At 68.3% G+C, this 24,659-nt stretch carries 22 protein-coding genes; 13 read left to right on the top strand and 9 right to left on the bottom strand.

What is annotated here, in order from left to right; translation table 11 throughout:
* The first annotated feature begins 146 nt into the window (after window positions 1-146).
* The 5 genes from MRBLWO14_RS16740 (at window position 147) to MRBLWO14_RS16720 (ending at window position 7,006) form a co-directional block, all read left to right on the top strand.
* Window positions 147-1,130, top strand: a complete 984-nt coding sequence (locus MRBLWO14_RS16740) for an ABC transporter permease (RefSeq protein ID WP_341934202.1) — start codon at window positions 147-149, stop codon at window positions 1,128-1,130.
* A complete protein-coding gene (locus MRBLWO14_RS16735) occupies window positions 1,130-2,056 on the top strand; it encodes an ABC transporter permease (RefSeq protein ID WP_341934201.1) in 927 nt (308 codons plus the stop codon). The genes MRBLWO14_RS16740 and MRBLWO14_RS16735 overlap by 1 nt, the downstream gene beginning before the upstream one ends.
* Window positions 2,053-3,984: an ABC transporter ATP-binding protein gene (locus MRBLWO14_RS16730; protein WP_341934200.1), complete on the top strand. Its 1,932-nt coding sequence runs from the start codon at window positions 2,053-2,055 to the stop codon at window positions 3,982-3,984. The genes MRBLWO14_RS16735 and MRBLWO14_RS16730 overlap by 4 nt, the downstream gene beginning before the upstream one ends.
* A 117-nt stretch (window positions 3,985-4,101) precedes the next feature.
* A complete protein-coding gene (locus tag MRBLWO14_RS16725; protein ID WP_341934199.1) occupies window positions 4,102-5,817 on the top strand; it encodes an ABC transporter family substrate-binding protein in 1,716 nt (571 codons plus the stop codon).
* A 436-nt stretch (window positions 5,818-6,253) separates the two neighbouring features.
* A complete protein-coding gene (locus tag MRBLWO14_RS16720; protein ID WP_341934198.1) occupies window positions 6,254-7,006 on the top strand; it encodes an alpha/beta hydrolase in 753 nt (250 codons plus the stop codon).
* Here the strand turns inward: MRBLWO14_RS16720 and MRBLWO14_RS16715 are convergent.
* Complete coding sequence (locus MRBLWO14_RS16715) at window positions 6,924-8,321, bottom strand: MFS transporter (protein WP_341934197.1); 1,398 nt, start codon at window positions 8,319-8,321, stop codon at window positions 6,924-6,926. The two genes, MRBLWO14_RS16720 and MRBLWO14_RS16715, sit on opposite strands and share 83 nt — an antisense overlap.
* 148 nt (window positions 8,322-8,469) lie before the next feature.
* On the opposite strand from MRBLWO14_RS16715, the gene rpsT reads away from it, so the two are divergent.
* Complete coding sequence (rpsT, locus tag MRBLWO14_RS16710) at window positions 8,470-8,730, top strand: 30S ribosomal protein S20 (RefSeq protein ID WP_341934196.1); 261 nt, start codon at window positions 8,470-8,472, stop codon at window positions 8,728-8,730.
* Window positions 8,731-8,823: 93 nt separating this feature from the next.
* Here the strand turns inward: rpsT and MRBLWO14_RS16705 are convergent, their stop codons facing one another.
* From MRBLWO14_RS16705 to MRBLWO14_RS16695, 3 genes are read right to left on the bottom strand one after another with little or no spacing between them, the layout of a single operon-like run.
* Window positions 8,824-9,519, bottom strand: coding sequence for a histidine phosphatase family protein (locus MRBLWO14_RS16705; RefSeq protein ID WP_341934195.1), 696 nt, complete (start codon window positions 9,517-9,519; stop codon window positions 8,824-8,826).
* Window positions 9,516-10,559: a DNA polymerase III subunit delta gene (gene holA / locus MRBLWO14_RS16700; RefSeq protein WP_341934194.1), complete on the bottom strand. Its 1,044-nt coding sequence runs from the start codon at window positions 10,557-10,559 to the stop codon at window positions 9,516-9,518. The genes MRBLWO14_RS16705 and holA overlap by 4 nt, the downstream gene beginning before the upstream one ends.
* Window positions 10,560-10,618: 59 nt before the next feature.
* Window positions 10,619-12,733 carry a ComEC/Rec2 family competence protein gene (locus tag MRBLWO14_RS16695; protein WP_341934193.1) on the bottom strand — a complete coding sequence of 705 codons (2,115 nt, stop codon included), beginning with the start codon at window positions 12,731-12,733 and terminating at the stop codon, window positions 10,619-10,621.
* A 413-nt stretch (window positions 12,734-13,146) separates the two neighbouring features.
* Between MRBLWO14_RS16695 and MRBLWO14_RS16690 the strand changes: the two genes are divergently transcribed.
* Window positions 13,147-13,587, top strand: coding sequence for a VOC family protein (locus MRBLWO14_RS16690; RefSeq protein WP_341934192.1), 441 nt, complete (start codon window positions 13,147-13,149; stop codon window positions 13,585-13,587).
* Between the two features lie 40 nt (window positions 13,588-13,627).
* Here MRBLWO14_RS16690 and MRBLWO14_RS16685 read toward each other — a convergent pair whose 3' ends face one another.
* Window positions 13,628-14,449: an SDR family NAD(P)-dependent oxidoreductase gene (locus tag MRBLWO14_RS16685; RefSeq protein ID WP_341934191.1), complete on the bottom strand. Its 822-nt coding sequence runs from the start codon at window positions 14,447-14,449 to the stop codon at window positions 13,628-13,630.
* 57 nt (window positions 14,450-14,506) lie between these two features.
* Here MRBLWO14_RS16685 and MRBLWO14_RS16680 point away from each other — a divergent pair, with 57 nt between their 5' ends.
* The 3 genes from MRBLWO14_RS16680 to MRBLWO14_RS16670 all read left to right on the top strand — a co-directional run bounded on the left by MRBLWO14_RS16680 (window position 14,507) and on the right by MRBLWO14_RS16670 (window position 16,183).
* Entirely contained in the window at window positions 14,507-15,052 is a 546-nt protein-coding gene (locus MRBLWO14_RS16680) for a TetR/AcrR family transcriptional regulator C-terminal ligand-binding domain-containing protein (protein ID WP_341934190.1), read from the top strand.
* Window positions 15,053-15,179: 127 nt separating this feature from the next.
* Window positions 15,180-15,659 (top strand): GNAT family N-acetyltransferase, encoded by a 480-nt coding sequence (locus tag MRBLWO14_RS16675; protein ID WP_341934189.1) that lies wholly within the window; start codon window positions 15,180-15,182, stop codon window positions 15,657-15,659.
* Between the two features lie 104 nt (window positions 15,660-15,763).
* The gene (locus tag MRBLWO14_RS16670) at window positions 15,764-16,183 is read left to right on the top strand and encodes a VOC family protein (protein WP_341934188.1); all 420 of its coding nucleotides are present in this window, start codon (window positions 15,764-15,766) and stop codon (window positions 16,181-16,183) included.
* On the opposite strand, the gene MRBLWO14_RS16665 is transcribed toward MRBLWO14_RS16670, so the two are convergent.
* From MRBLWO14_RS16665 to MRBLWO14_RS16655, 3 genes are all read right to left on the bottom strand, one after another.
* Entirely contained in the window at window positions 16,173-16,766 is a 594-nt protein-coding gene (locus MRBLWO14_RS16665; RefSeq protein ID WP_341934187.1) for a ComEA family DNA-binding protein, read from the bottom strand. The two genes, MRBLWO14_RS16670 and MRBLWO14_RS16665, sit on opposite strands and share 11 nt — an antisense overlap.
* A gap of 112 nt (window positions 16,767-16,878) precedes the next feature.
* Entirely contained in the window at window positions 16,879-19,455 is a 2,577-nt protein-coding gene (gene leuS, locus MRBLWO14_RS16660) for a leucine--tRNA ligase (protein ID WP_341936223.1), read from the bottom strand.
* 33 nt (window positions 19,456-19,488) lie between these two features.
* The gene (locus tag MRBLWO14_RS16655; protein WP_341934186.1) at window positions 19,489-20,799 is read right to left on the bottom strand and encodes an anthranilate synthase component I family protein; all 1,311 of its coding nucleotides are present in this window, start codon (window positions 20,797-20,799) and stop codon (window positions 19,489-19,491) included.
* A 41-nt stretch (window positions 20,800-20,840) separates the two neighbouring features.
* Between MRBLWO14_RS16655 and MRBLWO14_RS16650 the strand changes: the two genes are divergently transcribed.
* Genes MRBLWO14_RS16650 through MRBLWO14_RS16640 form a run of 3 tightly spaced genes read left to right on the top strand, consistent with a single transcriptional unit; the run spans window position 20,841 to window position 23,413 of the window.
* Complete coding sequence (locus MRBLWO14_RS16650; RefSeq protein WP_341934185.1) at window positions 20,841-21,518, top strand: DedA family protein; 678 nt, start codon at window positions 20,841-20,843, stop codon at window positions 21,516-21,518.
* A gap of 4 nt (window positions 21,519-21,522) precedes the next feature.
* Entirely contained in the window at window positions 21,523-22,548 is a 1,026-nt protein-coding gene (locus MRBLWO14_RS16645) for a phosphatase domain-containing protein (RefSeq protein ID WP_341934184.1), read from the top strand.
* A gap of 1 nt (window position 22,549) precedes the next feature.
* Window positions 22,550-23,413: a 3-methyladenine DNA glycosylase gene (locus MRBLWO14_RS16640; protein WP_341934183.1), complete on the top strand. Its 864-nt coding sequence runs from the start codon at window positions 22,550-22,552 to the stop codon at window positions 23,411-23,413.
* A 34-nt stretch (window positions 23,414-23,447) separates the two neighbouring features.
* On the opposite strand, the gene MRBLWO14_RS16635 is transcribed toward MRBLWO14_RS16640, so the two are convergent.
* Window positions 23,448-24,656, bottom strand: a complete 1,209-nt coding sequence (locus MRBLWO14_RS16635) for a glycoside hydrolase family 3 N-terminal domain-containing protein (RefSeq protein WP_341934182.1) — start codon at window positions 24,654-24,656, stop codon at window positions 23,448-23,450.
* Window positions 24,657-24,659 lie beyond the last annotated feature (3 nt).

The raw sequence follows: 24,659 nt of genomic DNA, 5'->3' as shown, positions 1-24,659 counted from the left end.
CCGGATTCCGTGAGTGACGAGACTCCGTCACACTCGAGTGCAGGTGTCGTGTCGCGCAGATCGGCAGATGGTGATTGACTGTCCTCCGGCTCAGCGTTGCGTCGGCAGATCCCGCGCGCGTCTGTAAAAGAGAAAGAATCAACACCTTGATCAAGTATCTCGTGCGCCGCCTGCTGGGGTGGGTGCTGATGATCGTCATCGCGACGAACATCACCTACTTCCTCGCGTGGCTCTACCTCGACCCGGAGAACAATTACGTCGGTCGGCGCCCTCCGCTCTCGCCGGAGCAGATCGATCACCTCCTCCGCCCACGCAACCTCAGCGAATCCGTACCGCTGATCGAGCGCTGGTGGACATGGCTCTCCGGCATCGTCCTCCGTTGGGACTGGGGCATGGGCCCCACGGGCGAATCAGTGAACGAACAGGTCGCCTATCGCGTCTGGGTGAGCGCCGAGCTGGTCCTCGGGGCGACCATCATCACCACCGTCATCGGAATCGCGCTCGGTGTGTACACGGCTTCGCGTCAATACAAGCTCGCCGATCGCATCGGCCAGGGTACGAGCATCATCACGATGAACATCCCGACCGTCGTCGCGGGGTTCGCGCTCGTCCTCCTCGCGATCAACTTCAACAACTGGATCGGCACCACGGTCTTCTACGTCACCGGGTCCGCCAGTCCGGGGGTCCAAGGGTTCTTCCCGGTCCTTCTGGACGTCGTCCAACACTTGACGCTCCCCACTCTCGGCCTGGTCATCACGGGGTACGCGCAGATCCATTTCCTGCAGCGTTCATTGCTCCTCGACAACATCAAGGCCGATTACGTGCGCACCGCGCGAGCGAAGGGCCTGACGAAGCAGCAGGCGATCCGGAAACACGCTCTGCGCACCTCGCTGATCCCGGTGACGACGCAGGTCGCTTTCACGATCCCCGCGGTGTTCACCGGCGCGGTGCTGACCGAGACGATCTTCAACTGGAACGGCATGGGTCGCTACTTCATCCAGACCCTCAACAACAACGACATTCACGGCGTCGTCGCAGTCGCGGCGTTCGGCGCCCTCATGACGGCAATCGGTGCGATCCTCGCTGACATCACCGTCGTCGTCCTCGATCCGAGAGTGCGGGTGAGCTGATGTCCCTGGAATCGATCGGGGTCTCCCCCGAGATCACCGAGCAGCCGCAGGCGCCGCGGAGCCGCAAGCGTACATCTATGATGACGCTCTACACGCGCCGGTTCTTCCGCAACCGGGGCGCCCTCCTGGGCGTCATCATCCTCGGCCTGCTGGTGGTCTTCGCGATCGTCGGTCCGCTCATCGCACCGTATAGTCACACCGATCTGGACTTCCTCAACCTGCGGAAGGCCCCGAACGCGGATCACTGGTTCGGCACGAACGGCTCCGGCAACGACAACTTCGCGCAAGTCGCCGTCGGACTCCAGCGCTCCATGATGATCGCCGCAGTGGTGGCCATCGGGACCACGGTCGTCTCTGCGATCGTGGGCGCGACCGCCGCGTACTTCGGCGGTCGCTACGAGCGCATCATGCTCGCGATCATCCACTTCATGATGGTCGTGCCGAACTTCCTGATCCTCGCCATGATCTCCAACGACGCGGGCGGAAACTGGCTGGTCATCTCTCTGGTGATGGTGTTCATCGTCGGCTGGTTCTTCCCCGCGCGCATAATCTGGACGCTGTCGCTCTCGATCCGCGAACGCGAGTACGTGCACGCGGCTCGTTACGCAGGACTATCGGGCATGCGCATCGTGCTGCGGCACATGCTTCCCAACATCGGCTCGCTGCTCGTGATCAACTTCACGCTCGGCGTCGTGTCTGCGGTCCTCACGGAAACGGCCCTGTCGTTCCTCGGATTCGGTGTGAAACTGCCGGACGTGTCGCTCGGCGCTCTCATCGGCTACGGGTCGAGCACGCTCGTGAGCGCTCCCTGGCTGTTCTACTTCCCCGCTGCGGCGCTCACGCTCCTCACCGTCTCGATGGCTCTCATCGCAGACGGACTGCGCGACGCCCTCGACCCGACCTCCGCGGCTGGAGGTCGCGCATGAGTACTGTTCTCTCCGTCCGCGACCTCAAGGTCAGTTTCCCGTCCGAGGCGGGACGAGTGGACGCCGTCCGCGGCGTCTCGTTCGACCTCGAAGCCGGCAAAACCCTCGGCATCGTCGGGGAATCCGGTTCCGGCAAGTCCGTGACGTCGCTCGCCATCATGGGACTCCTCGATGAAAATGCGAAGGTCACCGGATCGATCGTCTACGACGGACAGGAACTGATCGGCAAGACCGACAAGCAGCTCTCCGTCATCCGCGGCAACGGCATGGCCATGGTCTTCCAGGACCCGCTGACCTCGCTCACCCCCGTGTTCACGATCGGCGACCAGCTCATCGAGGCGCTCACCGTCCACCGGAATCTGTCGAAGAAGGATGCGTGGGATCGCTCCGTCGAGCTGTTGACGCTCGTCGGCATCCCCGAGCCCGAGCGGCGGATGAAGTCGTTCCCACACGAATTCTCCGGTGGTATGCGGCAGCGCGTCGTGATCGCCATCGCGATGGCCAATCAGCCGAAGCTCATCATCGCCGACGAGCCCACGACGGCGCTCGACGTGACCATCCAAGCGCAGATCCTCGAGCTCATGGCGAAGGCGCAGCAGGAGACCGGCGCGGCGATGATCATGATCACGCACGACATGGGCGTCGTCGCCAAGACGGCCGACGATGTGCTCGTCATGTACGCGGGGAAGCCCGTGGAGCACGCCCCTGTGCGGGAACTGTTCTACCGCACCCGCATGCCTTACTCGATCGGCCTCCTCGGGGCGATCCCCCGCGTGGACAAGACCGAAAAGGTCCCCCTGATCCCGATCAAGGGGAATCCTCCGCTTCTGATCGGTCTCCCGGACGCCTGCCCGTTCGCCGCGCGTTGCCCGATCGCGGTCGATGCCTGCCGTGAGCGAGAGCCTGATCTCCTGCCCGTGTCGACTGATGGCCATGTCAGCCACACCGTCGCGTGCATCCGCGCCGAGGATATCGACGACGACGGACGCATCGGCGGCCTCCCCGTCTACCCCATTCCCGAGATCCCGGAGAGCAGTCTCAATCGCGTGCCTCGGGAGGAGCGACCGATCACGTTGCAGGCCGTGAACCTCACCAAGACCTTCCCTCTCATGAAGGGTGCTCTGTTCAAGCGCAAGGTCGGCGAGGTGCACGCTGTCAAGGGCATCAGCTTCGACGTGCGCCAGGGCGAGACGCTCGCGATCGTGGGCGAGTCCGGCAGCGGGAAGACGACAACGCTGTTGCAGATCATGGACCTCGTGAAGCAGGAGGACGGGGACATCCGCATCGGCGGAACGAGCGTCGCCGACATCAAGAATCGGTCAGAGGAGCGGAAGCTCCGACGGGATCTGCAGATCGTCTTCCAGGATCCGATGGGTGCGCTCGACCCGCGCATGACGGTCTGGGACATCATCGCCGAGCCCATGTTCGCGATCGGGATGAGCCGAGACGAGGTGTTCGACCGCGTCGAGGAGCTGATGGGCCTCGTCGGGCTCGACCCTGCGCACAGCGATCGTTTCCCGCAGGCGTTCTCGGGTGGACAGCGTCAGCGCATCGGGATCGCCCGCGCGCTGTCGACCAATCCCAAGGTCGTCGTGCTCGACGAGCCGGTCTCCGCGCTCGACGTGTCTATCCAGGCCGGCGTGATCAACCTCCTCGACGAACTCAAGGCGAAGATGGGGCTGTCGTACCTGTTCGTCGCCCACGACCTCGCCGTCGTCCGACACATCGCCGACCGTGTGGCCGTGATGTACAAGGGCGAGTTCGTCGAGCACGGAGACGTGGATCAGGTGTTCGACGCTCCGCAGCATCCGTACACGAAGGCGCTGCTGTCGGCTATCCCCATCCCCGACCCCGACATCGAGCGCACCCGCGAGCGGATCATCCTGCCCGTCGAGGGCTTCGACGCCGAAGCAGCTGCCGCGAGCTAACCCAAATACCGATGTGCACAGTCCGATAACGAACGGTGCGCTGATGGTTTCGTCCGTGAGACGCAGAGTTATTCTGCCCTCATCCCCAAGATAGGCCGACAGGCACTAAGGAGTACCATGAAACGGCATCAGAAGCTGATGGGCATTGCTGCTCTCGGCGCCGCCTTCGCACTCGTCATGAGCGGTTGTGCGCCGGCAGGCAACGGAGGCGGTAACGGTGGAGAGGGCGATGGCCCCCAGACCGTCGAGGGAGCGGACTACAACCCGCAGCCTCGCGAGAACCTCGCCGAAGGCGGAGAGCTGCGCATCCCGGTCTCGAACATCGCGGAGCAGCTGAACTACTTCCACGGCGACGGTGACGCCCGCGTCACCCAGATCGGCACGTGGTTCCGTCCGCAGATCCTGCTCATGGACCCTGACGGCACGGTCAAGAAGAACGACGCCTACCTGGACGACTACTCGTTCGGTGTCGAGGATGGCAAGACCGTCCTGCACTTCAAGGTGAACGAGAAGGCAGTCTGGAACGACGGAACTCCGATCGACGTGTCCGCCTTCAAGGCGACCTGGATGGCTCAGAACGGCGAGAACGAGGAGTATGTCCCGAACGCCACAGACGGTTGGAAGGAGATCGAGTCCGTCGAGGCCGGCGAGAACGACCGCGACGTCATCGTGACCTTCAAGGGCGAGTTCGCCTGGCCCGAGATGGTGTACTCGCAGCTCCTGCACCCCGCCGTCAACACGCCGGAACTCTTCAACACGGCGTTCCTCGGCGACTGGCACCCCGAATGGGGCGCCGGCCCCTACACGGTCGAGGACTTCGACAAGACCGGCGGTGTCGTCACGCTCGTCCCCAACGAGAAGTGGTGGGGCAACGCCCCGCTCCTCGACAAGGTGCAGTTCATCCAGATGGAGCCGACTGCTGCGGTCAACGCCCTGCGCAACGGCGAGGTCGACATGGCCGAGACCGGAAGCGCCGAGCTGCTCGCCCAGGTCGAGGATCTCGACGGCGTCAAGACCTACAAGGGTCAGGCCACTGCGAACGCGATCTTCACCCTGAACTCCGCGAACCCGGCTCTTGCCGACCTCGAGGTGCGCAAGGCCGTGTTCGAGGCGATCAACATCGAGCAGATCAAGGAGATCATCTTCAACGGTCTCAACTACACCGAGGAGCCGGCGGGTTCGCTCACGCTCTTCTCGTTCCAGCCGAACTACATCAACGCACTGGAAGAGGCCGGACGCAAGGACGGCGATGCTGAGGGTGCGAACAAGCTGCTCGACGAGGCCGGCTGGGAGGTCGGTTCCGACGGAATCCGCGAGAAGGACGGCGTCCGCCTCGAGCTGACGTTCCCCGTCCACTCGGACACCGAGACCGCTCGCGCGCGTTCGCTCGCCGTGCAGGCTCAGCTCAAGGAGGTCGGCGTCGCGGTCAACATCGACGTGCGCCCCTCTTCGGAGTTCGCGGAGGACTACAACACCCAGAACGGTGACATCTTCTTCCTCAACTTCACCTCGTCCGACCCGTTCGGTGCTGCCTGGTTCTGCCAGCTCTACTGCTCCGACAGCGGTCTGAACCTCTCCGGCACCGGCACCGAGGAGATCGACAAGATGATCCACGAGGAGCTGGAGACGATCTCCGATCCCGAGGAGCAGACCAAGAAGGCCATGGAGATGGAGTCCGAGATCTTCGCGAAGACCTGGGGCATCATCCCCGTGCTCAACGGCCCGGAGATCTGGACCGTCAAGGAAGGCCTTGCGAACCTCACCCCCGAGCCCTACGTGGGTCTCGACCTCTTCGGCATCACGCCGGTAGAGAACGTGGGCTACGAGAAGTAATTCCTACAAGCACTGACGCAGTCGGTGCGTGTGGGCGGGGCCGGTGGATATCCACCGGCCCCGCTTTCATGTCAGCGACTGGCGATATTCTTTCCGCGCACATCCTTGCCCTCGTCGTGGTCCACCGTTACGTTTACGGGACATCTGAAGGACGAGTCACTGGAGGGTGATGACGGTGAATCAACGACGCAACTCCGTAGCACGGAAAGCGATCTGCGGATTGGCTCTGGCGGTCGCGCTCGCGTTCGGGCCGGCCGTATCCGCGAGTGCCGTGGTGGGTATCGCGCCACCGGAGAACGGGGGCGGAGGCTACAACGGCAGCGTGGGTGGCTGGCCGATCAAGTGCATCAAGTACTGCGTCAAGCGATGATGCATTAGCTCGCCATGAGCGGGGCCGGTGGGTATCCACCGGCCCCGCTTTCTCTATGCTGAGACGGTGACCGTGCAGATCGTCCTCGTGCACGGCATCCGCACGTCCGCGACCATGTGGCGCTCGCAGCTCGCGTATCTCGACGAAGCCGGCATCCCCGCGGTCGCGGTGGATCTGCCCGGCCACGGCACGCGGATGGCGGAGGACTTCACTCTGCACGAAGCGCTGCACACGATCGACGCGGCTGTGCGCGACGCCGCCTCACGCGGACCGGTGCTGCTCGTCGGCCATTCGATGGGCGGTCTGCTCTGCCTCGCCTACGTCGGTGCGGAGAAGCCGTCGGTGGCCGCGCTGGTCGCGGCATCCTGCACAGCGCTCCCCCGGGGTGCGGGACTGCGCGCGTACCGGATGATCGCTCGCGCCGTAGACCGCCTGCCCGACCGCGGCATGTGGATCACCCAGCGCATCCTCGACGCCACGATTCCCGTCGACACGCGCGCCGACTTCGCCGCCGGTGGGTACGCCCTCGACACGCAGGACATCGCGCTGAGCAATCTCGCAGCCCTCGACCTGGCCACCGCGGTCGAGCGGATCCGCGTTCCGCTGTGGTTCGTCAACGGCCAGTACGACCAGCTGCGCGTCAACGAAGCCCTCTTCCAGCGGTTGGCTCCGCACGCCGAGCTCATCGTGGTCCCCCGCACGACCCACCTCGTGACAGCGATGCGTCCACGGGTGTTCAACGCGGTGCTGCGTCTGGCGATCGCGACGGTCGACGCCGAGCAGTCCGACCCGACTGCGGACGACGCGCCCGCGCCGTGAGCACACCTCCCGCCAGGGAGAACACCGCTGCGGCGGCGAAGACGAGCCAGAATCCGCCGACCAGAGCGACGAGCCCCGCCCCGAGCACCGGTCCGATCAGCTGTCCGAGCGCGGCGGTGACCGTGACGATGCCGAGATCGCGGGCGTGGTCCTTCTCGTCGGGCAGCAGGTCGGCGGCGAACGCGAGGCCGACGGTCGAGAACGCCCCGTATCCGACGCCCATGAGTGCCGCCGCCACCATCGTCGCCTCGAACGTGGGGACGATGGCGATCACGACGCCGGACGTGGCCTGCACGAGCGTCGCGGCGACGGTGAGCGTGCGGCGGTTCCCGGTGCGGTCGGACAGGATGCCGGTGACCACCGCCGCGACCACGACGAACACCGTGTAGACGACGATGAGCAGAAGCAGGTTGTCCTGGGCGGTCGCCGTGTCCTGGTGCAGACCGTGGAGGAGGAAGAAGAGGAAGAGGGCGGTGCCGAGCGCGTTCCCGACGTTGGTGACGAGCCGGCCAGACAGCATCCAGGCGAAATCACGGTCGCGGAGCGAGGAGAGCAACGGCCCCCGCCGTTGCACCGCCACCACCCGAGCCGCTGCCGGCGGGTCAGGGAGCAGCACCGCAGCAGCCGAACCCGCGACGGCGATGATCGCCGCCAACAGCAGATATCCGTCGCGGACGCCGAGCCCCAGGAGCACGACCACCCCGACGCCCAGGACGATACCCACCGCCTGACTGGACCCGACGGCGGCGGATGCCGTGCCCCGCTGCGTCTCGGGAAGCTGGTCGGCGATCAGCGCGGTGAAGGCGGCCGAGGCGACCGCGATGCCGACAGAGACGCCCACCCATGACAGACCGACGGCCCAGGGCCCCTCGGCGAAGCCGGTGACCACGAGGGCCGCTGCGGTCAGCAGCGCTCCCCCGAGGGCCCACGGTCGACGCCTGCGACGTCCGGCACCGGCGCGGTCGGAGAGCGCCCCGGCGACCGGACCCGCGACGATGCCCGCCAGACCGCCGAGCCCCAGGACGAATCCCGACGAGACGACCCCGCGTATCCAGTCGTCCTCGGGCGTATCGAGCTGCAGCGGCAGCAGGAGCTGCACCGGAGTGAGCTGCACCATCCAGATCGCCAGCCAGGCGACGGTGAACAGACTGATCCAGCGGGCTCCGACCCGCGCGCCGTCGTTCATGCGTCGCCTCGCTCGCCGATCGCGCGGATGCCGGAGGTCGGTGCCATGTTCATATCGCTCCTGACGGCGTCGTCGAGCACGGGGGTCCGGCGTGATGCCGGTCGACGGCGGATAAGCTCGATTGTGCACCCGCGTTCACCCGTTTAGGGGGAACGGCTCGACTGCTGGTAGACTCGACTCTTGGCTTGCGTGTGGGTTTTTCCCTCACGACCGCCGTGCGGAAGCCCTCTTCTTCTGCCGGCATTCCGAACAACCTCCGTACAGAAAGCGTCCACACGTGGCAAACATCAAGTCGCAGATCAAGCGCAACAAGACCAACGAGAAGGCGCACGAGCGCAACAAGGCCGTCAAGAGCGAGCTGAAGACGCACATCCGCGCCGCCCGCACCGCCATCGCCTCGGGCGACAAGGCTGCCGCCGAGGCCGCTGTCAAGACGGCGACCCGCAAGCTCGACAAGGCCGTCAGCAAGGGTGTCATCCACCAGAACCAGGCTGCGAACCGCAAGTCGGCCATCGCCAAGCAGGTCTCGGCTCTCTGAGCATCGACCACTGAGAAAGGGCCCGTCTCGTCGAGACGGGCCCTTTCTCGTCCGCGCGTCGTGCGCGCGGGGTCAGCTGGGTCGTGACGGCCGTCAGCCGGCCGGCGTCTCCACCGGTTCGCCCGGCTCCCCCACCGGCTCGGCCGGGACATCGAGGGCAGACGGGTCTTCGAGGTCGAGACCGCCGAGCGGCTCCTGCCGCCAGGAGACGAGACGCCATCCCGATTCCGGATCTCCGTCGAGCACGCACATGCCCGTGTTGTAGAGACGCCAGTGCACCGCGTCGTCGAGATCGATGCCGTCGAGCCTCGCAGCCGCCCAGACACGGATCGCGGCGCCGTGGCTGACGACGACGGCTGCTCCGCCGACGTTCCGCGATGCGACGTGGGCGATCGCCGAGTCGTAGCGTGCAAGGAAATCCGTGCCGCTCTCTCCGCCCTCGATCGCGACGTCGAGCTCACCGGTGAGCCACCGTCGGGCGGCGTTCACGTAGCCTTCGATCGCCTCGCGGTCGCTGTGCATCTCCCACCGGCCGGCCGAGATCTCCTCCAGGCCCTCGACGATCTCGATCTCCAGCCCGCGATCCTCGGCGAGCGGGGTGGCGGTGAGCTGCGTGCGGACCAGCGGCGAGGCGTAGATCGCGTCGACGCGCTCACCGGTCAGAGCCGCCGGGATCGCCGATGCCTGAGCATGGCCGAGCGGGGTGAGACCCGGCCCCGGACGCCCGGTGTCGAGCGCGCCGATCACGTTGCTCGGCGTCTGTCCGTGGCGGATGAGCAGCAGTCTCATGATTCCTCTCCGAAGGGGCGTCGCGTGGCGATGACGGTCAGCATGCGTTCCAGGGCGAAGATCGGGTCGCGTGCCGCACCCTTGACCTCGGCATCCGCCCGTGCGGTCGCCTGGATGGCGATCCCGAGCGAATACTCGTTCCATCCCGCGAGGTCGCGGCGGGCGCGGTCGACCTGCCAGTCCTTCATGCCCAGTCGCTGGGCGAGTTGACGGCTGGGCTCGCGGTTTCCTGCGACGCGCGCCATGGTGCGCAGCTTCATGGCGAACGCCGCGACCATGGGCACCGGGTCTGCGCCCGAGGCCAGGGCGTGGCGCAGGGCGACGAGTGCCTCGCCGTACCGTCCGGCGATCGCGGTGTCGGCGACGACGAAGGCCGAGACCTCGACGCGTCCGCCGTAGTACTTGGTGACGACCTCTTCGGTGATATCGCCCTCGACGTCGCCGATCAGCTGCTGGCAGGCCGCAGCGAGCTCGGTGAGGTCATCGGCGAACGCCGAGACGAGGGCGCGCAGTGCCGGCGGGGCGATGCGCTTCTTCGCCGCCTTGAACTCACCCGCCGCGAAATCGACCCGGTCGCCGTCACGTTTGACGGCGGGGCAGGCGATCTCGATGCCCTCCCCGGTGCCTGCCCTGATGGCATCGAGCAGCTTCTTGCCGCGCACGCTCGCGCCGGTGTGGCGCAGGATGACCGTCGCCCCCTCCTGCGGGTGGTCGAGGTACGACACGGCCTCCTGGATGAAGGCGTCGGTGCACTTCTCCACGCCGGCGACGCGCACCAGACGGGGCTCGCCGAACAGCGACGGTGATGTGAGTGACAGGAGGGTTCCCGGCGCGTAGTCGTCTGCGCGGACGTCTGTGACTTCGAGCGCGGGATCCTCGGCGCGCAGGTAGTCGCGCACGCCCGCGATCGCGCGCTCCGCGCAGACCTCTTCGGGTCCGGAGACGAGCACGATGGGAGCCGGTCGTGGATCACGCCATGACACCTGCGGGATCTTGGCCGACGCCGCCGCGCCTCGAGAAGGAGTACGCGCAGCAGCCATGGCTTCAGCCTACCCGGGGCCCACCGACATGCGGCCGCTCACCGACCCCGCGCCATCGATCATGGCGGTGGCCTTTCCGTCCACACCTCCAGGGCGCCGTCGTCGAGGCCCACGAGGACGCGTCCTTCGAGGTCGGTGCGCAGGGCTCGCGCGCCGTTCGCGGACGCCAGGGCGAGCGCCTCGGCGCGGGGATGGCCGTAGTCGTTCCCCAGCCCGGCACTGAAGATCAGAGCTGCGGCATCCGCCTGCTCGTAGAGCGCAGGATCCTGATCGGCGCTGCCGTGGTGGGCGACCTTGACGAGGTCGTATTCGCCGCGCAGGCGACCCGAGTGCAGCAGCATGCCCTGCGGCTGGGCGGACAGATCGCCGAGGAACAGCGAACGCGGCACCTCCGCACCGCCGATCTCGACGACGACGCTCATGTCATTGCCAGGAGGGTAGGCGCGCGACTCGCGCTCGGGCCACAGCACCTGCCAGTCCGCTGCCCCGAGGTCGCCCCGCATCCCCGCGACACCCTGCACGACCGCCGCACCGCCGCTGCGCAGCCTGTCGAGCGTCCGCCGGTCCGCGGGTTCTCCGAGGGGCCCGTGCACGACCGTGCCCACCATCCCCTGCACGGCCTCGACTCCCCCGACGTGGTCGATGTCGAAGTGCGTGAGCACGAGCAGGTCCACCCGATCGATGCCGAGGGCGCGCACGCACGCCGCGAGGGAGTCGGGGTCCGGTCCTGTGTCGATCAGCGCGACCTGCTCCTGGGAGCGGACGAGCACCGCGTCACCCTGTCCGACATCGCACGCGGCGATGGACCATGCTGTCGGGGTGGTCATGCGGGCGAGCGGACCGGAGAGCAACGCATGGGCGCACGCCAGTGCCGCTCCGGCGGCCAGCACGAGGGATGCTGCGGTGCGGACCCCACGCACCCGCACGCTCTCCCCCGCGATGACGACGCCGACGCAGGCGCTGAGTGCCGCGACCGCAGCGGCGCTGAAGACGCCCGGAGGCACCGCCACCACGGCGAACGGCAGTCGCGACGTCGCGTCCGCGGTCGCAGCGATCCACGACGCCGGGAGCCAGGCCGATGCAGCGAGCAGGTCGGCGAGCAGCGGCACCGGGGCGCAGAGGCACGCGAGCAGGCCGATCACCGTGGCGACGGGCGCGGCCGGCGCGGCGAGCAGATTCGCCGCGAGACCGACGAGGGACTGCTGCTCGGCGAACAGGGCGATGATCGGCCCGCAGGCAAGCTGAGCCGCAAGCGGCACACCGATCGCGAGCGCCAACGGCTGCGGCATCCATCGCGCGAGCCCTCGAGACAGGACCGGTGCGAGCAGGATGAGCGCACCGGACGCGACCACCGAGAGCGCGAAGCCGGGCGTGGACGCCAGCCAGGGATCGGCGATGAGGATGCCGGCAGCGCTGAGCGCCAGCATCCCCGCTCCGGCGCTGGGGCGACCGATCAGGATCGACGTCATGGCTACCCCCGCCATGACACCCGCACGGATCACGCTCGGTTCCGGGGTGACCAGGACCACGAACCCCGCCAGCCCGAGTGCCGCGAGCACGATGCGAAGCCCCCGCCCTGCTCCGCACAGCGACGCCAACCAGAACACCGCCCCGACGACGATGGCGCAGTTCGCTCCGCTCACGGCGGTGAGGTGGCTCAGCCCGCTCGTGCGCATCGCGTCGTCGAGTTCCGCTGCGACAGCGCGCGTGTCTCCGACGGCGAGACCGGGCAGCAGACCGGCGCCCGGTTCAGGAAGACGCGTCGAACGCTCGATGAACGCGTGACGCAAGCCCGCCGCCGCGGCGAACACGCCCGATGCCTCCCGTTCCACAGACGCCGCGCTCGCGAACAGCACGAGCGCCGCGCGCTCCCCCGCATCCGTCACCGCGCTCTCGGCGGTGACCCGCACGACCGCCCCGAGGTCGAACCCGTCGACCGGGTCGATCCCGACTCGCACCGGAGCGGACACAGCACGCACCTGTCCCGGCGGCCCGATCCCCCGCAACTGCACGTCCACCCACAACCGTCCGTCCCGCCCGACCGATGCAGACGACGCGACCTCCCCCACCGCCTCGACGACCCGGCCGTCCCACTCCCGTGCCACGTCACGATGCACCGACTCCGTCATCACCGTGAACGCGACGGATGCGCCGACTGCCAGGACGACGATCATCAGCCCTCCCAGCGTGGCGGCCCGACGGCGACCGACAACGATCACAGCACCGGTCAGGAACGCGGCCGCCGAACAGCCTCCCACCCACCACCCCGACGCCTCCGGCGCGAACACGCACACGAGCGCCACACCCCACGCCCCACCCGCGACCGGGAGCAGACGAAGGTCACGCCTCGCACCCGGGCCTCGCCCCAGATGCCTACGTGCGACCTCCGTCTGAACAACCATCCGAACAACCTAGAAGCCAGCCGACGCCCCGGCTGACCACGAACACACGAACAGGGGAAAGCCGCCGAGCCCTCGCACCTGTGCAGGAGACGTTCGGATCTGCCGTCACCTGACCGCAGTGGTTCCGAATCCGGCGCCGAACGACCAGAGCCGGGCTTCGCGCTGAGACGAGTAAGGTACGGCGCATGACGATAAAGCTCGAGAACATCGGTATCGCAGTCCGAAACATCGACGCGGCGATCGCATTCTTCACGGATCTGGGACTTTCGGTCGTCAGTCGCGAGACGATAAGCGGCTCATGGGCCGACACCGCAGTCGGACTCGACGGAAATCACGCCAAGATCGCCGTACTCCAGACTCCGGACGGTCACGGCCAGCTGGAGCTGTTCGAGTACATCCACCCCACCGCTATCGAGACCGACCCGGTCCTCCCCAACGAAATCGGAATGCACCGCGTCGCGTTCTCGGTCGACGATATCGATGCCGCCCTCGCGATCGCCGCCCGGCACGGTTGTCACCCACTTCGCGGCGTCGCGAACTACAACGACATCTACAAGCTCACGTACCTGCGGGGTCCCAGCGGCATAATCGTGATGCTCGCGCAGGAGCTATCCCGCACCCGCTGACCCGCCGTCGTTGCTCTACTACGCCTGCGTGAGCGACGCCTCAGCCACCCGCGAAGCGCGGATCGTGAGAGTAGTCCTCGTATCGAAGATCCAGCGCTGCCCGCACCTGCGACGGCGCGTCGTCTCCGACGAGCACACGGAGTCGATCGTCGCGGGGATCCTGCACCCACGCGAGGATGGCGGCAGCCGCGTCCTCCGGCGAGGTCCCACCGGTCGGCCCTGCCGCGGGCCACGGCACCTCCGCCGTGCCGAAGAGCTCGGTCCGCAGGTCGTCGTTCTCGGGCATCGGCGCGGCGAATCGCATGCTCGAACCCGCCCAATCCGTGTCGAGCGCGCCCGGCTCGATGAGGGAGACTCGGATGCCGAACCTCCGGACCTCGGCTGCCATCGCTTCGCTGAACGCCTCCAGTCCCCATTTCGTCGCGTTGTACAGGCCGAGCGTCGGCATCGTGCCCACCGCGCCGACCGACGAGATCTGCACGATGTGCCCGGCGCCCTGGGCGCGCATGATCGGGATCGCGGCCTGGCTCAGCCACAGCGGCCCGAGCAGGTTGGTGTCGATGAGCAAGCGCGTGGCCTCCTCGGACACCTCCTCGGTCGCGCCGATCAGCCCGACTCCCGCATTGTTGATGACCACGTCGAGACCTCCGAGGCGGGAGGCGGCGGCATCCACCGCATCCTGCACGCTCCGTCGATCCCGCACGTCGAGCTCGAGCACGCTCAGCAGCTCGTGGTCGGGCAGCGAGTGGCCCGCTCTCGCCGTGGCCACGACCGCATGCCCCGCATCCAGGGCCCCCAGGGTCAGTGCTCGTCCGAGGCCTCGGCTGCCTCCGGTGATCATCCATCGCTGGTTCGTCGTCATGGCGTCAGCTTAGCTGGAACTGGACGCAGCGTCTCGTTCTGCCGATAGGCTTAGACCATGGCTCGCCCCCGCACGCGCACGAAGGTCCATGAAGCGGTGCTCGCACTCGCTCACGAGGGCCGCATCCGATCCATCACGATGGAGGCGATCGCCGCGCGCGCCGAAGTCAGCAAGCAGACGCTGTACCGCTCGTGGTCATCGACGGGCGCGATCCTGTTCGATGCCCTGCTGGCTCGAAGCCTGGACGAGAACGGTGTCGTCACGCTCCCCGACACCGGAGACCTCACGGCCGACCTGCACACGATCGCGTCGGCCATGGTCGCGGAACTCACCGACCGCCCCCAGGAGACGCTGCTGCGCGCCGTGACCGCTCAACTGCAGGACGACGAGGCGCTCGCCGCGCAGTACCGTGAGTCGCTCTTCGATATCCAGCGGGATGCCGTCGCCCGACGCCTCGCTGCGGCAGGCGTCGATGAGCCCGACGAGATCGCCGAACTGTTCTTCGGACCGATCCTGCACCGCTGGCTCCTCCGTACACGACCGTTCGACGACGGCTGGGTGCGCCGGCACGTCGAGCGGACGGTCCGAGCCGCCTCCGTCTGACTCGCAGTCCAGCCCTTCGCGCCCGTGAGCGCCTCTCGTGCGATTGCCTGGGCAGCACCTAGTGGCGACGCGACCCCCCGCTTGACACGATGTGAGGGTGGTAACGGTTCAGGTCTTCTCAGGTGCGATGGCGTCGCATTTCCGCGACGCCGTCCTCGACGTATGGTCAGAGGTCTTCGGCCGCGTCGACGCGCCTGACGAGTGGGCCATCTCACCCTGGGACCGTCATCGGGCCAGGCCGGGATACCGGCTCGCGCTCGCTCATGCCGACGATCGACTCGTAGGGTTCGCCTGGGGGTACACGGGCGCGCGCGGCCAGTACTGGCCCGAACTCATCAGCCGCGAGCTCAGCGCGGCGGCCGACGGCTGGGTGGGCGGACACTTCGAGTTCGTCGAGTTGGCCGTCCGTCCTGGGGCTCGCGGCGAAGGTGTGGGGCGGCGCCTTCACGATGCTTTGCTCTCCGACCTCGATCACAGCCGCGCCCTGCTCGCGACCACGTCGGATCCGCAAGACCCGGCGGTCCGGTTGTATTCGTCGCGGGGCTGGCTGAGCTTGGGCACCTACGGTGACGGCCGTCAGGTCATGGGACTGGTGCTCCCGCACTGAGAGCGCCCGAAGCGCACGCACCCCGCCCGCGCGAGACCGTATTGCTCGGCGACCGGATCCAGGGCCGCACCCGCGCCCGCCGCGGCGTGTGCGAGACTCGCCCCATGGAACAGCGCGTCAGCTTCATCACCCTCGCCGTCGCCGATCTGGGCCGCAGCCGGGCCTTCTACGTGGACGGATTGGGCTGGGAACCGATCTTCGCCGGCGACGATGTGCTGATGCTGCCGGTCGCCGATCGGCTGATCCTGTCGCTCTGGTCGGTCGAGGGGTTCACTGCGGAGATCGGCGAGGCACCGGCATCCGGCATCGCCCCGATCACCCTCGCCCACAATCTCGCCACGCCCGCCGAGGTCGACGCAGTCCTCGAAGAGGTGCGCGCACTCGGAGCGCCCGTGAGCGCGGCTCGCGAGCGCGAGTGGGGCGGCTACTCGGGGTACTTCTCCGACCCGGACGGGTTCCGCTGGGAGGTCGCGGTCAACCCCGGCGAGACCGGAGACTTCGTACTCGCGCCCGTCACACCCTGACTCCGTCGCGGATGCCGGCAAGGAGCTTCTCTCCAATTCCCGGCACGGCCAGGAGATCGTCGACGGATTGGAACCGTCCGTTCTCCTCCCGCCACGCCAAGATCCGCTCCGCGAGCGCAGGCCCGATGCGGGGCAGTGTCTCGAGTGCCGCCTGATCGGCGGTGTTCAGGTCGATCCGATCGTCGCCCGGCGCTGCCGTTCCCGGCGCGCCTGCACCGGCGCCGATCACCGGGACGATGATCTGCTCGCCGTCGGTGACCGCACGGGCGAGGTTCACGCCGGCGAGGTCGGCCTGGTCCGTCGTCCCGCCGGCGGCGGCGACAGCATCCACGAGCCGTGCATCGAGATCGAGCACGTACAGACCGGGCTGCTCGACCGCGCCGAGCACGTGCACGTAGAGCTCTCCCGACGCGGACACCGCCGGTTCGTCGGTCGACATCGGAACCGACTCGGTCGGCGCCGCCTGCCCGCGGAGCAGCCCCAGACCGACAGCACCCGACAGCACGACGAGGGCGACCACGACGGCCGCGCCGATGCTCAGACGCAGACGGCGCTGCCGCGGTGGAGGTGGGGACTCTGTCACCCCGCCAACCTAAGCGCGTGCGCCGACGTCCGAACAACGCGAAGACCCCCGCCGTGCAGAACGCACGGCGCCTGCGAGATGTGCAGGAGCGGTCTCGGACCGCCCCTCGACGTCACTTGACGACGATGCTCACGATCTTCGGGGCGCGCACGACGACCTTCACGATCTCGCGATCACCGATCGACCGGATCACCCGCTCGTCGGCGCGCGCGAGTGCCTCGAGCTCGGCCTCCCCGATGCGGGCGGGAACCTCGAGCTGCGCGCGCACCTTGCCGCCGACCTGCACGACCGCGGTCACCGAATCCTCGACGAGGAGCACCGGGTCAGCGGATCGCCAGGTCACCAGACCCACCGACGGCTCGTGACCGAGTGCCTCCCACATCTCCTCCGCGGTGTGCGGAGCGATGAGGTCGAGCATCACCGCGACCGTTTCCGCCGCCTCGCGCACCGCCGGGTCCGCAGCGCCGGACGCGCTCGTGTCGATCGTCTTGCGAGTGACGTTGACGAGCTCCATGAGACGCGCGACCAGCACGTTGAACTTCGTCTGCTCGACGAGGCCGGGAGCCTCCGACAGAAGCTTGTGCGTCGCGCGACGCAGCGCGGCGGTGCCGCCGTCGAACACGACGTCGACATCGCTCGAGACCTCATGCGCGATGCGCAGAGCACGCGAGAGGAACTTCTGAGCACCGGTCGTCGAGACGTCCGCCCAGTCCTTGTCGTCCTCCACCGGACCCGCGAAAGCGAGACCCACCCGCAGGGCATCCGCTCCGTGCGCGTCGAGCTCCTCCTGGAACAGCACCAGGTTGCCCTTGCTCTTCGACATCTTCTGACCGTCGAGGAGCACCATGCCCTGGTTGATGAGGTTCGAGAACGGCTCGGTGAAGTCGATGAGCCCCATGTCGAACAGCACCTTCGTGATGAAGCGCGCGTACAGCAGGTGCAGGATCGCGTGCTCGACACCGCCGATGTACGAGTCGACGGGCGCCCAGCGCGACGCCAGGGCGGGATCGAACGCCTCGGTGTCGCTGTTCGGCGAGAGGAAGCGCAGGAAGTACCACGAGCTGTCGACGAACGTGTCCATGGTGTCGGGGTCGCGCAGCATCGGGTCACCCGAGACGGGGTCGATCGTGCGCACCCAGCTCTCGGCTCCACCCAGCGGCGACGTGCCCTTGGGCTTCAGGTCGAGGCCCTCGACGCTCGGCAGCTTCACCGGCAGCTTGTCCTCCTGCACCGGCACGATGCTGCCGTCCTCGGCATGCAGCATGGGGATCGGGGTGCCCCAGAAGCGCTGTCGCGAGATCAGCCAGTCGCGTAGGCGGTAGTTCTTCGCGGCACGACCGGTGCCCGACGCCTCGAGCTGCTCGATGGCCCGCGCGATCGCATTGCGCTTCGAGAGCCCGTTGAGGGGCCCGGAGTTGATCATGCGCCCCTCGCCGGTGAGCGCGACCCCGGTGGAGGCCGGGTTCTGCTCGTCGAGCGCCGCTTCCGCGTCGATCGGCACGCCCTCGTCGTCGACCTCGATCACCTGCATGGCGCCCGTGATGGGCGCCGTCGTGTCGACGACGACCTTGACCGGCAGGTCGAAGGCGCGCGCGAAGTCGAGGTCGCGCTGGTCATGCGCCGGCACGGCCATGACCGCACCGTGACCGTAGTCGGCCAGGACGTAGTCGGCGGCCCAGATGGGCAGCTTCTCCCCGTTCACCGGGTTGACCGCGTAGCGCTCCAGGAAGACGCCGGTCTTCGGGCGGTCCGTCGACTGGCGGTCGATGTCGGTGGTCTTCTGCACGTCGGCGAGGTAGTTCTGGAAGCGCTCGCGCACGTCATCCGGAGCCTCGGCAGCCAGCTCGGCGGCCAGGTCGCCGTCGGGGGCCACGACGAAGAACGTCGCGCCGTGCAGCGTGTCAGGGCGGGTCGAGAACACGGTGACCGGCTCGTCGCGTCCCTCGATGCGGAAGTCGACGTCTGCGCCGACCGATCGTCCGATCCAGTTGCGCTGCATCTGCAGCACCTTGTGCGGCCAGCGACCCTCGAGCTGGTTCAGGTCGTCGAGCAGACGGTCGGCGTAGTCCGTGATGCGGAAGTACCACTGCGTCAGCTTCTTCTTGACGACCTCGGCCCCGCAACGATCGCAGCGCCCGTCGATGACCTGCTCGTTCGCGAGCACCGTCTGGTCGTTCGGGCACCAGTTCACCGGGCTCTTCTTGCGATAGGCCAGACCGCGCTCGTACAGCTTCAGGAACAGCCACTGGTTCCAGCGGTAGTACTCCGGGTCGGAGGTGTGCAGCACCCGGCTCCAGTCGAAGGAGACGCCGTACTGCTCGAAGCCGACCTTCTGCTGCGCGATGTTCTGGTAGGTCCACTCGCGCGGGTCGGCGCCCTGGCGGATGGCGGCGTTCTCGGCGGGGAGGCCGAACGAGTCCCATCCGATCGGGTTCATGACGTTGTGGCCACGGTGCCGCCAGAAGCGCGCGACGATGTCGGAGTACAGGTAGTTCTCGGCGTGCCCCATGTGCAGGTCGCCGGACGGGTACGGGAACATCGCCAGCACGTAGCGGCGGGGCCGCGTGTCGTCGTCGCCACCCGTGAGGAACGTGCCGTTCTCCGCCCAGTACTTCTGCCACTTGGCCTGGATGTCGTGCGCCGAGACGGACTCCTCGGCGACGGGAGAGGTGGACAGGTTCTCAGACAACGAACGCACGACCAATCTGAAGGGAAGAAGGGATCAGTTCAGGATATCGGAAGCCCAGGCCACGGGCGTATCCGCCCCCAGGGCTGCGAGCGGTGCGCTGGCCTTCGTCGCGACCTCCGCGACCTCGGATGCCGCGACCGACCGCCACGTGATCCCTCCCCCTGCCCCGACGACCGCCTCGCCTCCGTCGACGACGATGCTGCGGATCACCATCGCGAGATCCAGGGCGCCGTCGTCGCCGACGAACCCGAAGCATCCGGCGTAGACGCCGCGCGGACCGCCCTCGAGCTCGTACAGTCTTGTCATCGCCGAGAGCTTCGGAGCACCGGTCATGCTGCCGGCGGGCGCCGCTGCGGCGAAGAGCGCCGAGACGTCGGCGCCGGATGCCGCCGTGCCGCTGACCGTGCTCACGAGCTGGTGCACGGCGGGGTAGGTCTCGACCGCCCACAGCGCGTCCACGCGGATGGTGCCCGGCACGCACACCTGCGACAGGTCGTTGCGCATGAGGTCGACGATCATGACGTTCTCCGCGCGCTCCTTCTCGTCGACGGCGAGCTCTGCGGCGAGCGCGGCATCCGTCTCCGGATCAGCACTGCGGGGACGCGTGCCCTTGATCGGTCGGGTGCGGATGACCCCGCCGTGCGCCTGGAGGAACTGCTCAGGGCTGGCGCTCAGCAACGACTTCTCCCCGATGCGCAGGAACCCGCCGTGGTGCGCGGGGGTCGCGGCGCGCAGTCTGCGGTAGGCGTCGACCGCGTCGTCCACTCCGGCCACGGTGAAGCGCGTGGTGAGGCAGAGCTGATAGGCGATGCCCGCCCGGATGAGGTCGCGGCAGCTTTCGATGAGTCCGACGTACTCGCGGGGGCTGTGGCGGGCGAAAGCGGAGCGCTGTCTCGGCGCGGCGACGGGACGAACCTCCGAGCTCGATGCGGCGGCGACGAACGCCTCCCACTCGTCCAGGTCATCCTGCGCGAGGACCCAGGCCGCCCCGTCGTCATGGCGCACGGCGAGCAGGCGGGTCACTCGCAGCCAGGCATCCCCTTCGTCTGAGCCGTGCGCGGCGACGGGAGCCCCGGCGGCGCCTGCCCCGCTCTCGTAGTCGTACCAGCCGACCCAGCCGCTGCGGAACGGCGGCTCGTGGGCGTCTCGCGTCGCGGCCACGTCGAGCCGCACCGCGCCGGGGAACGAGGCGCGCTCCCCCGTGCCGACGTAGCTCCATCCCTCGGTCGCCGTCGATCCGGCATCCAGCCAGAAGACGTCCGCATGACGCTCCTCGAGAGCGAGGAACACCGCTTCGGGATCCACCGCACGACCGAGGAGGCGGCTGGTCAGTCGCTCGGGCACGTTCACAGCCTAGGCCGCGACCGCTCCCGTAGTCTCGGAGGGTGGACGACCTCCTCCTCTGGCTGTTCGATGTGATCCAGTCGATCGATCCGGTCACTCGCACGCTCATCGCCGGGGTCGCCGTCATGCTGGAGACGAGCATCCTCGTCGGTCTCATCGTCCCCGGGGACACGATCGTCATCATCGCGTCCATGGGGGTGACGAGCGTCTGGGAGGCGATCGCGATGGTGATCGCCGTCGTGATCGGGGCGCTCATCGGCGAGAGCATCGGCTTCTGGCTGGGTCGCTGGCTGGGACCGCGCATCCGTCAGTCCTGGATCGGCCAGCGCGTGGGTGAGAAGAACTGGGTGCGCGCCGAGAACTACCTGGTCCGTCGCGGCGGCATCGCCATCTTCCTGTCGCGCTTCCTGCCGGTTCTCCACTCGCTCGTTCCCCTGACGGTCGGCATGAGCCACTACTCGTACCGCCGCTTCCTCGCGTGGACGGCGCCCGCCTGCCTGCTCTGGGCTGCCGCCTACGTCAGCATCACCTCCCTCGCCGCGGGCAGCTTCCGCGAGCTGGTGGACCGGGTGCATTTCGCCGGCTACATCTTCGTCGGCATCATCGCGGTGTTCCTGCTGCTGATCTTCCTGGGTAAGCGGCTGCTGGGCCGTCTCGAGTCCCGTCACATCGAGACGCCGGATGCCGACGCGCAGAACAGTGCGGACGTGAAAGACTGAAGCAATGGCTTCCGCACCCCTGGCGCCCCGGATCCACTGGTTCGCGCGCCTCGAACACCGCTTCCACGTGTGGCGTGAGGGGCGAGCGCGCCGTCGCGGTCGCAGCGCCACCGTCCTCCCGTTCCCCGGGTACGGCGGTCCGGGCTGGGTGCGTGTCCTGGGCCGCGTGCTGATCGTCCCCCCGCTGCGCAAGGGAGACGACGGCGAGCCGGCGAGCATCCGTGGCTGGCGGAGCTTCGTCGGGATCCCCGTGAGCTTCGCGAAGGTCACCGTGACGATCGGCGACTCCGTGCACCACGTGGTCGCCGACCGGGGCGGTGTGATCGACTCCGTGATCCACGCCGAGCTCGAGCCGGGCTGGCAGACCTTCACGTTCTCGGTCGAGGGCAAAGACCCCATCGAGGCCACGGCCTTCATCGTGGCCGAGTCGACGCGTTTCGGCGTGCTCTCCGACGTCGACGACACCGTCATGGTCACCGCGCTCCCGCGTCCCTTCATCGCGGCCTGGAACTCGTTCGTCGTCGACGAGCACGCGCGCATCCCCGTCCCCGGCATGGCCGTGCTCCTCGACCAACTGCTGCGACAGCATCCGGGCGCTCCCATGATCTACCTCTCCACCGGCGCCTGGAACGTCGCTCCGACGCTCCGCCGGTTCCTCGGGAGGCATCTGTTCCCCGCCGGGTCGATGCTGCTCACCGACTGGGGACCCACGCACGACCGGTGGTTCCGCAGCGGACGCGATCACAAGCTCACGAACCTCCGTCGCCTCGCCACCGAGTTCCCGCACGTCAAGTGGCTGCTCATCGGCGACGACGGCCAGCATGACGAAGCCATCTACTCCGAGTTCATGGAAGAGCACCCCGACTCCGTGAGCGGTGTCGCCATCCGGCGACTGCTGCCCGCCGAGGCCGTGCTGGCCGGCGGCCGTGCCGGACGCGAACCGCACTCCGAGGACGTCGCCCCCTGGGTCAGCGCAGAGGACGGTGCGGGGCTGCGCGACCTCCTCGGCGAAGCCGGCATCCTGGACTGATATGCGTCTGTCCCCGACCACCTGGCTGGAGCGAGAGCGGGCGCACCACGAGCGGGCGGACGCTCTCACCGCCGAGCACCGTGCGCGGGCCTCGCGCCGCGAGACCCACCCGGTCTGGGACTTCCTCTTCACCTACTACTCGTACAAGCCCGCGCAACTGCGACGGTGGCATCCCGGCGCGGGAGTGGAGCTGGAGGATGCCGGCGAGAGGCGCACCTGGCGCTGGTACTCCCCCGGCACGACTCCCGACGGCGCCGTCCCCGACGCTGCCGGGTTCGCAGCGGAGAAACCCGAGCTCGCCGGACTCGTCGAGCGGATGCTGCGCCGCACCGCCTCGAGACCCGGCCAGTTCGGGTGCTTCGGCCTGCACGAGTGGGCGATGGTCTACCGCGCCGACGAACACCGTCATGCGGTGCCGCTGCGGCTCGGACAGGCCGGTACCGACCTCGTCGTGGAGAGCCACGAGCTGCGGTGCACGCACTTCGACGCTTTCCGGTTCTTCACCCCCGATGCGGTGCCGCGCAATCGCACGCCCCTGACGCGCGACGACCAACCGCTGTTCGAGCAACCGGGATGCCTGCACGCCGGGATGGACCTCTACAAGTGGGCGCTCAAGCTCGGCCCCCTCGTTCCCGGTGAGCTGCTGCTCGATGCGTTCGAGCTGGCCCGTGACATCCGCCTGCTCGACATGGAGGCAGCCCCGTACGACCTCAGCGCCTGGGGCGTCGTGCCGGTGCCGATCGAGACGCCCGAGGGGAAGGCCGAGTACGTGCGCCGTCAGCGGGGGTTCGCGGAGCGCGGGGCGGCACTGCGTGCGCGGTTGCTCGAATCGTGGCTCGGAGCAGATGCCCTGATGGCGGTCTGACCGGCCGTCGCTGCGACCTGCCGCGCACCGACCGTCAGTCGACGGGCGTGCACTCGGCGCAGAGGGTCCACTCGGTCGATGCCGTCGCCTGCTGCAGGCGGAGAGCCATGACCCGCGTGGCGGCATCGACGAGCCGCTCCTCCGGCACCGTGCCCGCCTCGACCGCCGCGGTGATCCCGGCGGCGATCTGACCGGCTGTGTCGGGCGTCGAGCCCGCGATCATCAGCAGCAGGTCGCTCCCGGCCGCGAGGGCCGTGACGGCGTTGGCCACGGGGTCGGCGTAGGCGGCGATACCCGAAGACGACAGCATCCCGAGGTCGTCGGTGACGATGACCCCGTCGAAGCCGAGCTCGTCTCGCGCGATCTCATGCCAGGCGGGCGACAGAGATGCGGGCGCCGCATCGATAGCGGTGTACGCGAGATGACCGAACATGAGGAGGGACGCTCCGGCGTCGACACCCGCCGCGAACGGCACGGCGTCGGTCGCGCGCCACTCGTCGAGCGTCTCGGTGGTCGACGGGATCGCGTGGTGGGAGTCGCCCGGCGCGGCACCGTGCCCGGGGAAGTGCTTGAGCGTGGATGCGACGACCGGCTCCTGGGCCGCTGTCGCCGCGACGACGCGCTCTGCCGCGCTCTGCGGGTCCGCGCCCAGCGCGCGACCGAAGATGAACGACGCGGAGTCGGCCGGCACGTCGGCGACCGTGCCGAAGTTGACGTGGATCCCCGAGCGCGCGACGAGCGCGGCGCGTGCTGCGAATGCGGCAGACGTCGCAGCGACCGGCTGCGTCTTCAGCGACGTCGACGCCGGGTAGGTGTCCGCGCCGAGACGCGAGACGATCCCGCCCTCTTGATCGATCGCGAGCAGCGGCGGCGGGTCGGCGTCGGCGTCGGCGTCGGCGTCGGCGACGAGTGCATCGGTGACGACCGTGACGTCGCCGCTCTCCGGCACGTTCGCACCCATGAGGATGAAGCCGCCGAAACCCTGCTGCATGTAGCTCGCGAGCGCTGTCGGGTCGGTCGTCGGGATGTGCCCCATGACCACGCTGGCCGCCTGCTCGGCGGTGCTCATGCGCTCGACGAGCTGCGCCGCACGCGCATCGATCCCTCCGCCGTCTGCGGCGGAGGGTGCACGCGGGACTGATGCGCGGGTAGCGGGCGCGTCGACCGCGACCGCGGGTGCCGACAGCATCCCCAGCGCGACGATGACCGCCGCGCTGATCGCCGCCGCCGGACGCCGCCTCATCGA

Origin of the sequence: Microbacterium sp. LWO14-1.2 (genome assembly GCF_038397715.1) — a bacterium.
In the GTDB taxonomy this organism is placed as follows: domain Bacteria; phylum Actinomycetota; class Actinomycetes; order Actinomycetales; family Microbacteriaceae; genus Microbacterium.
Note: the sequence above shows the minus strand (reverse complement) of the source record. Positions and strands in the feature narration are given on the sequence as shown.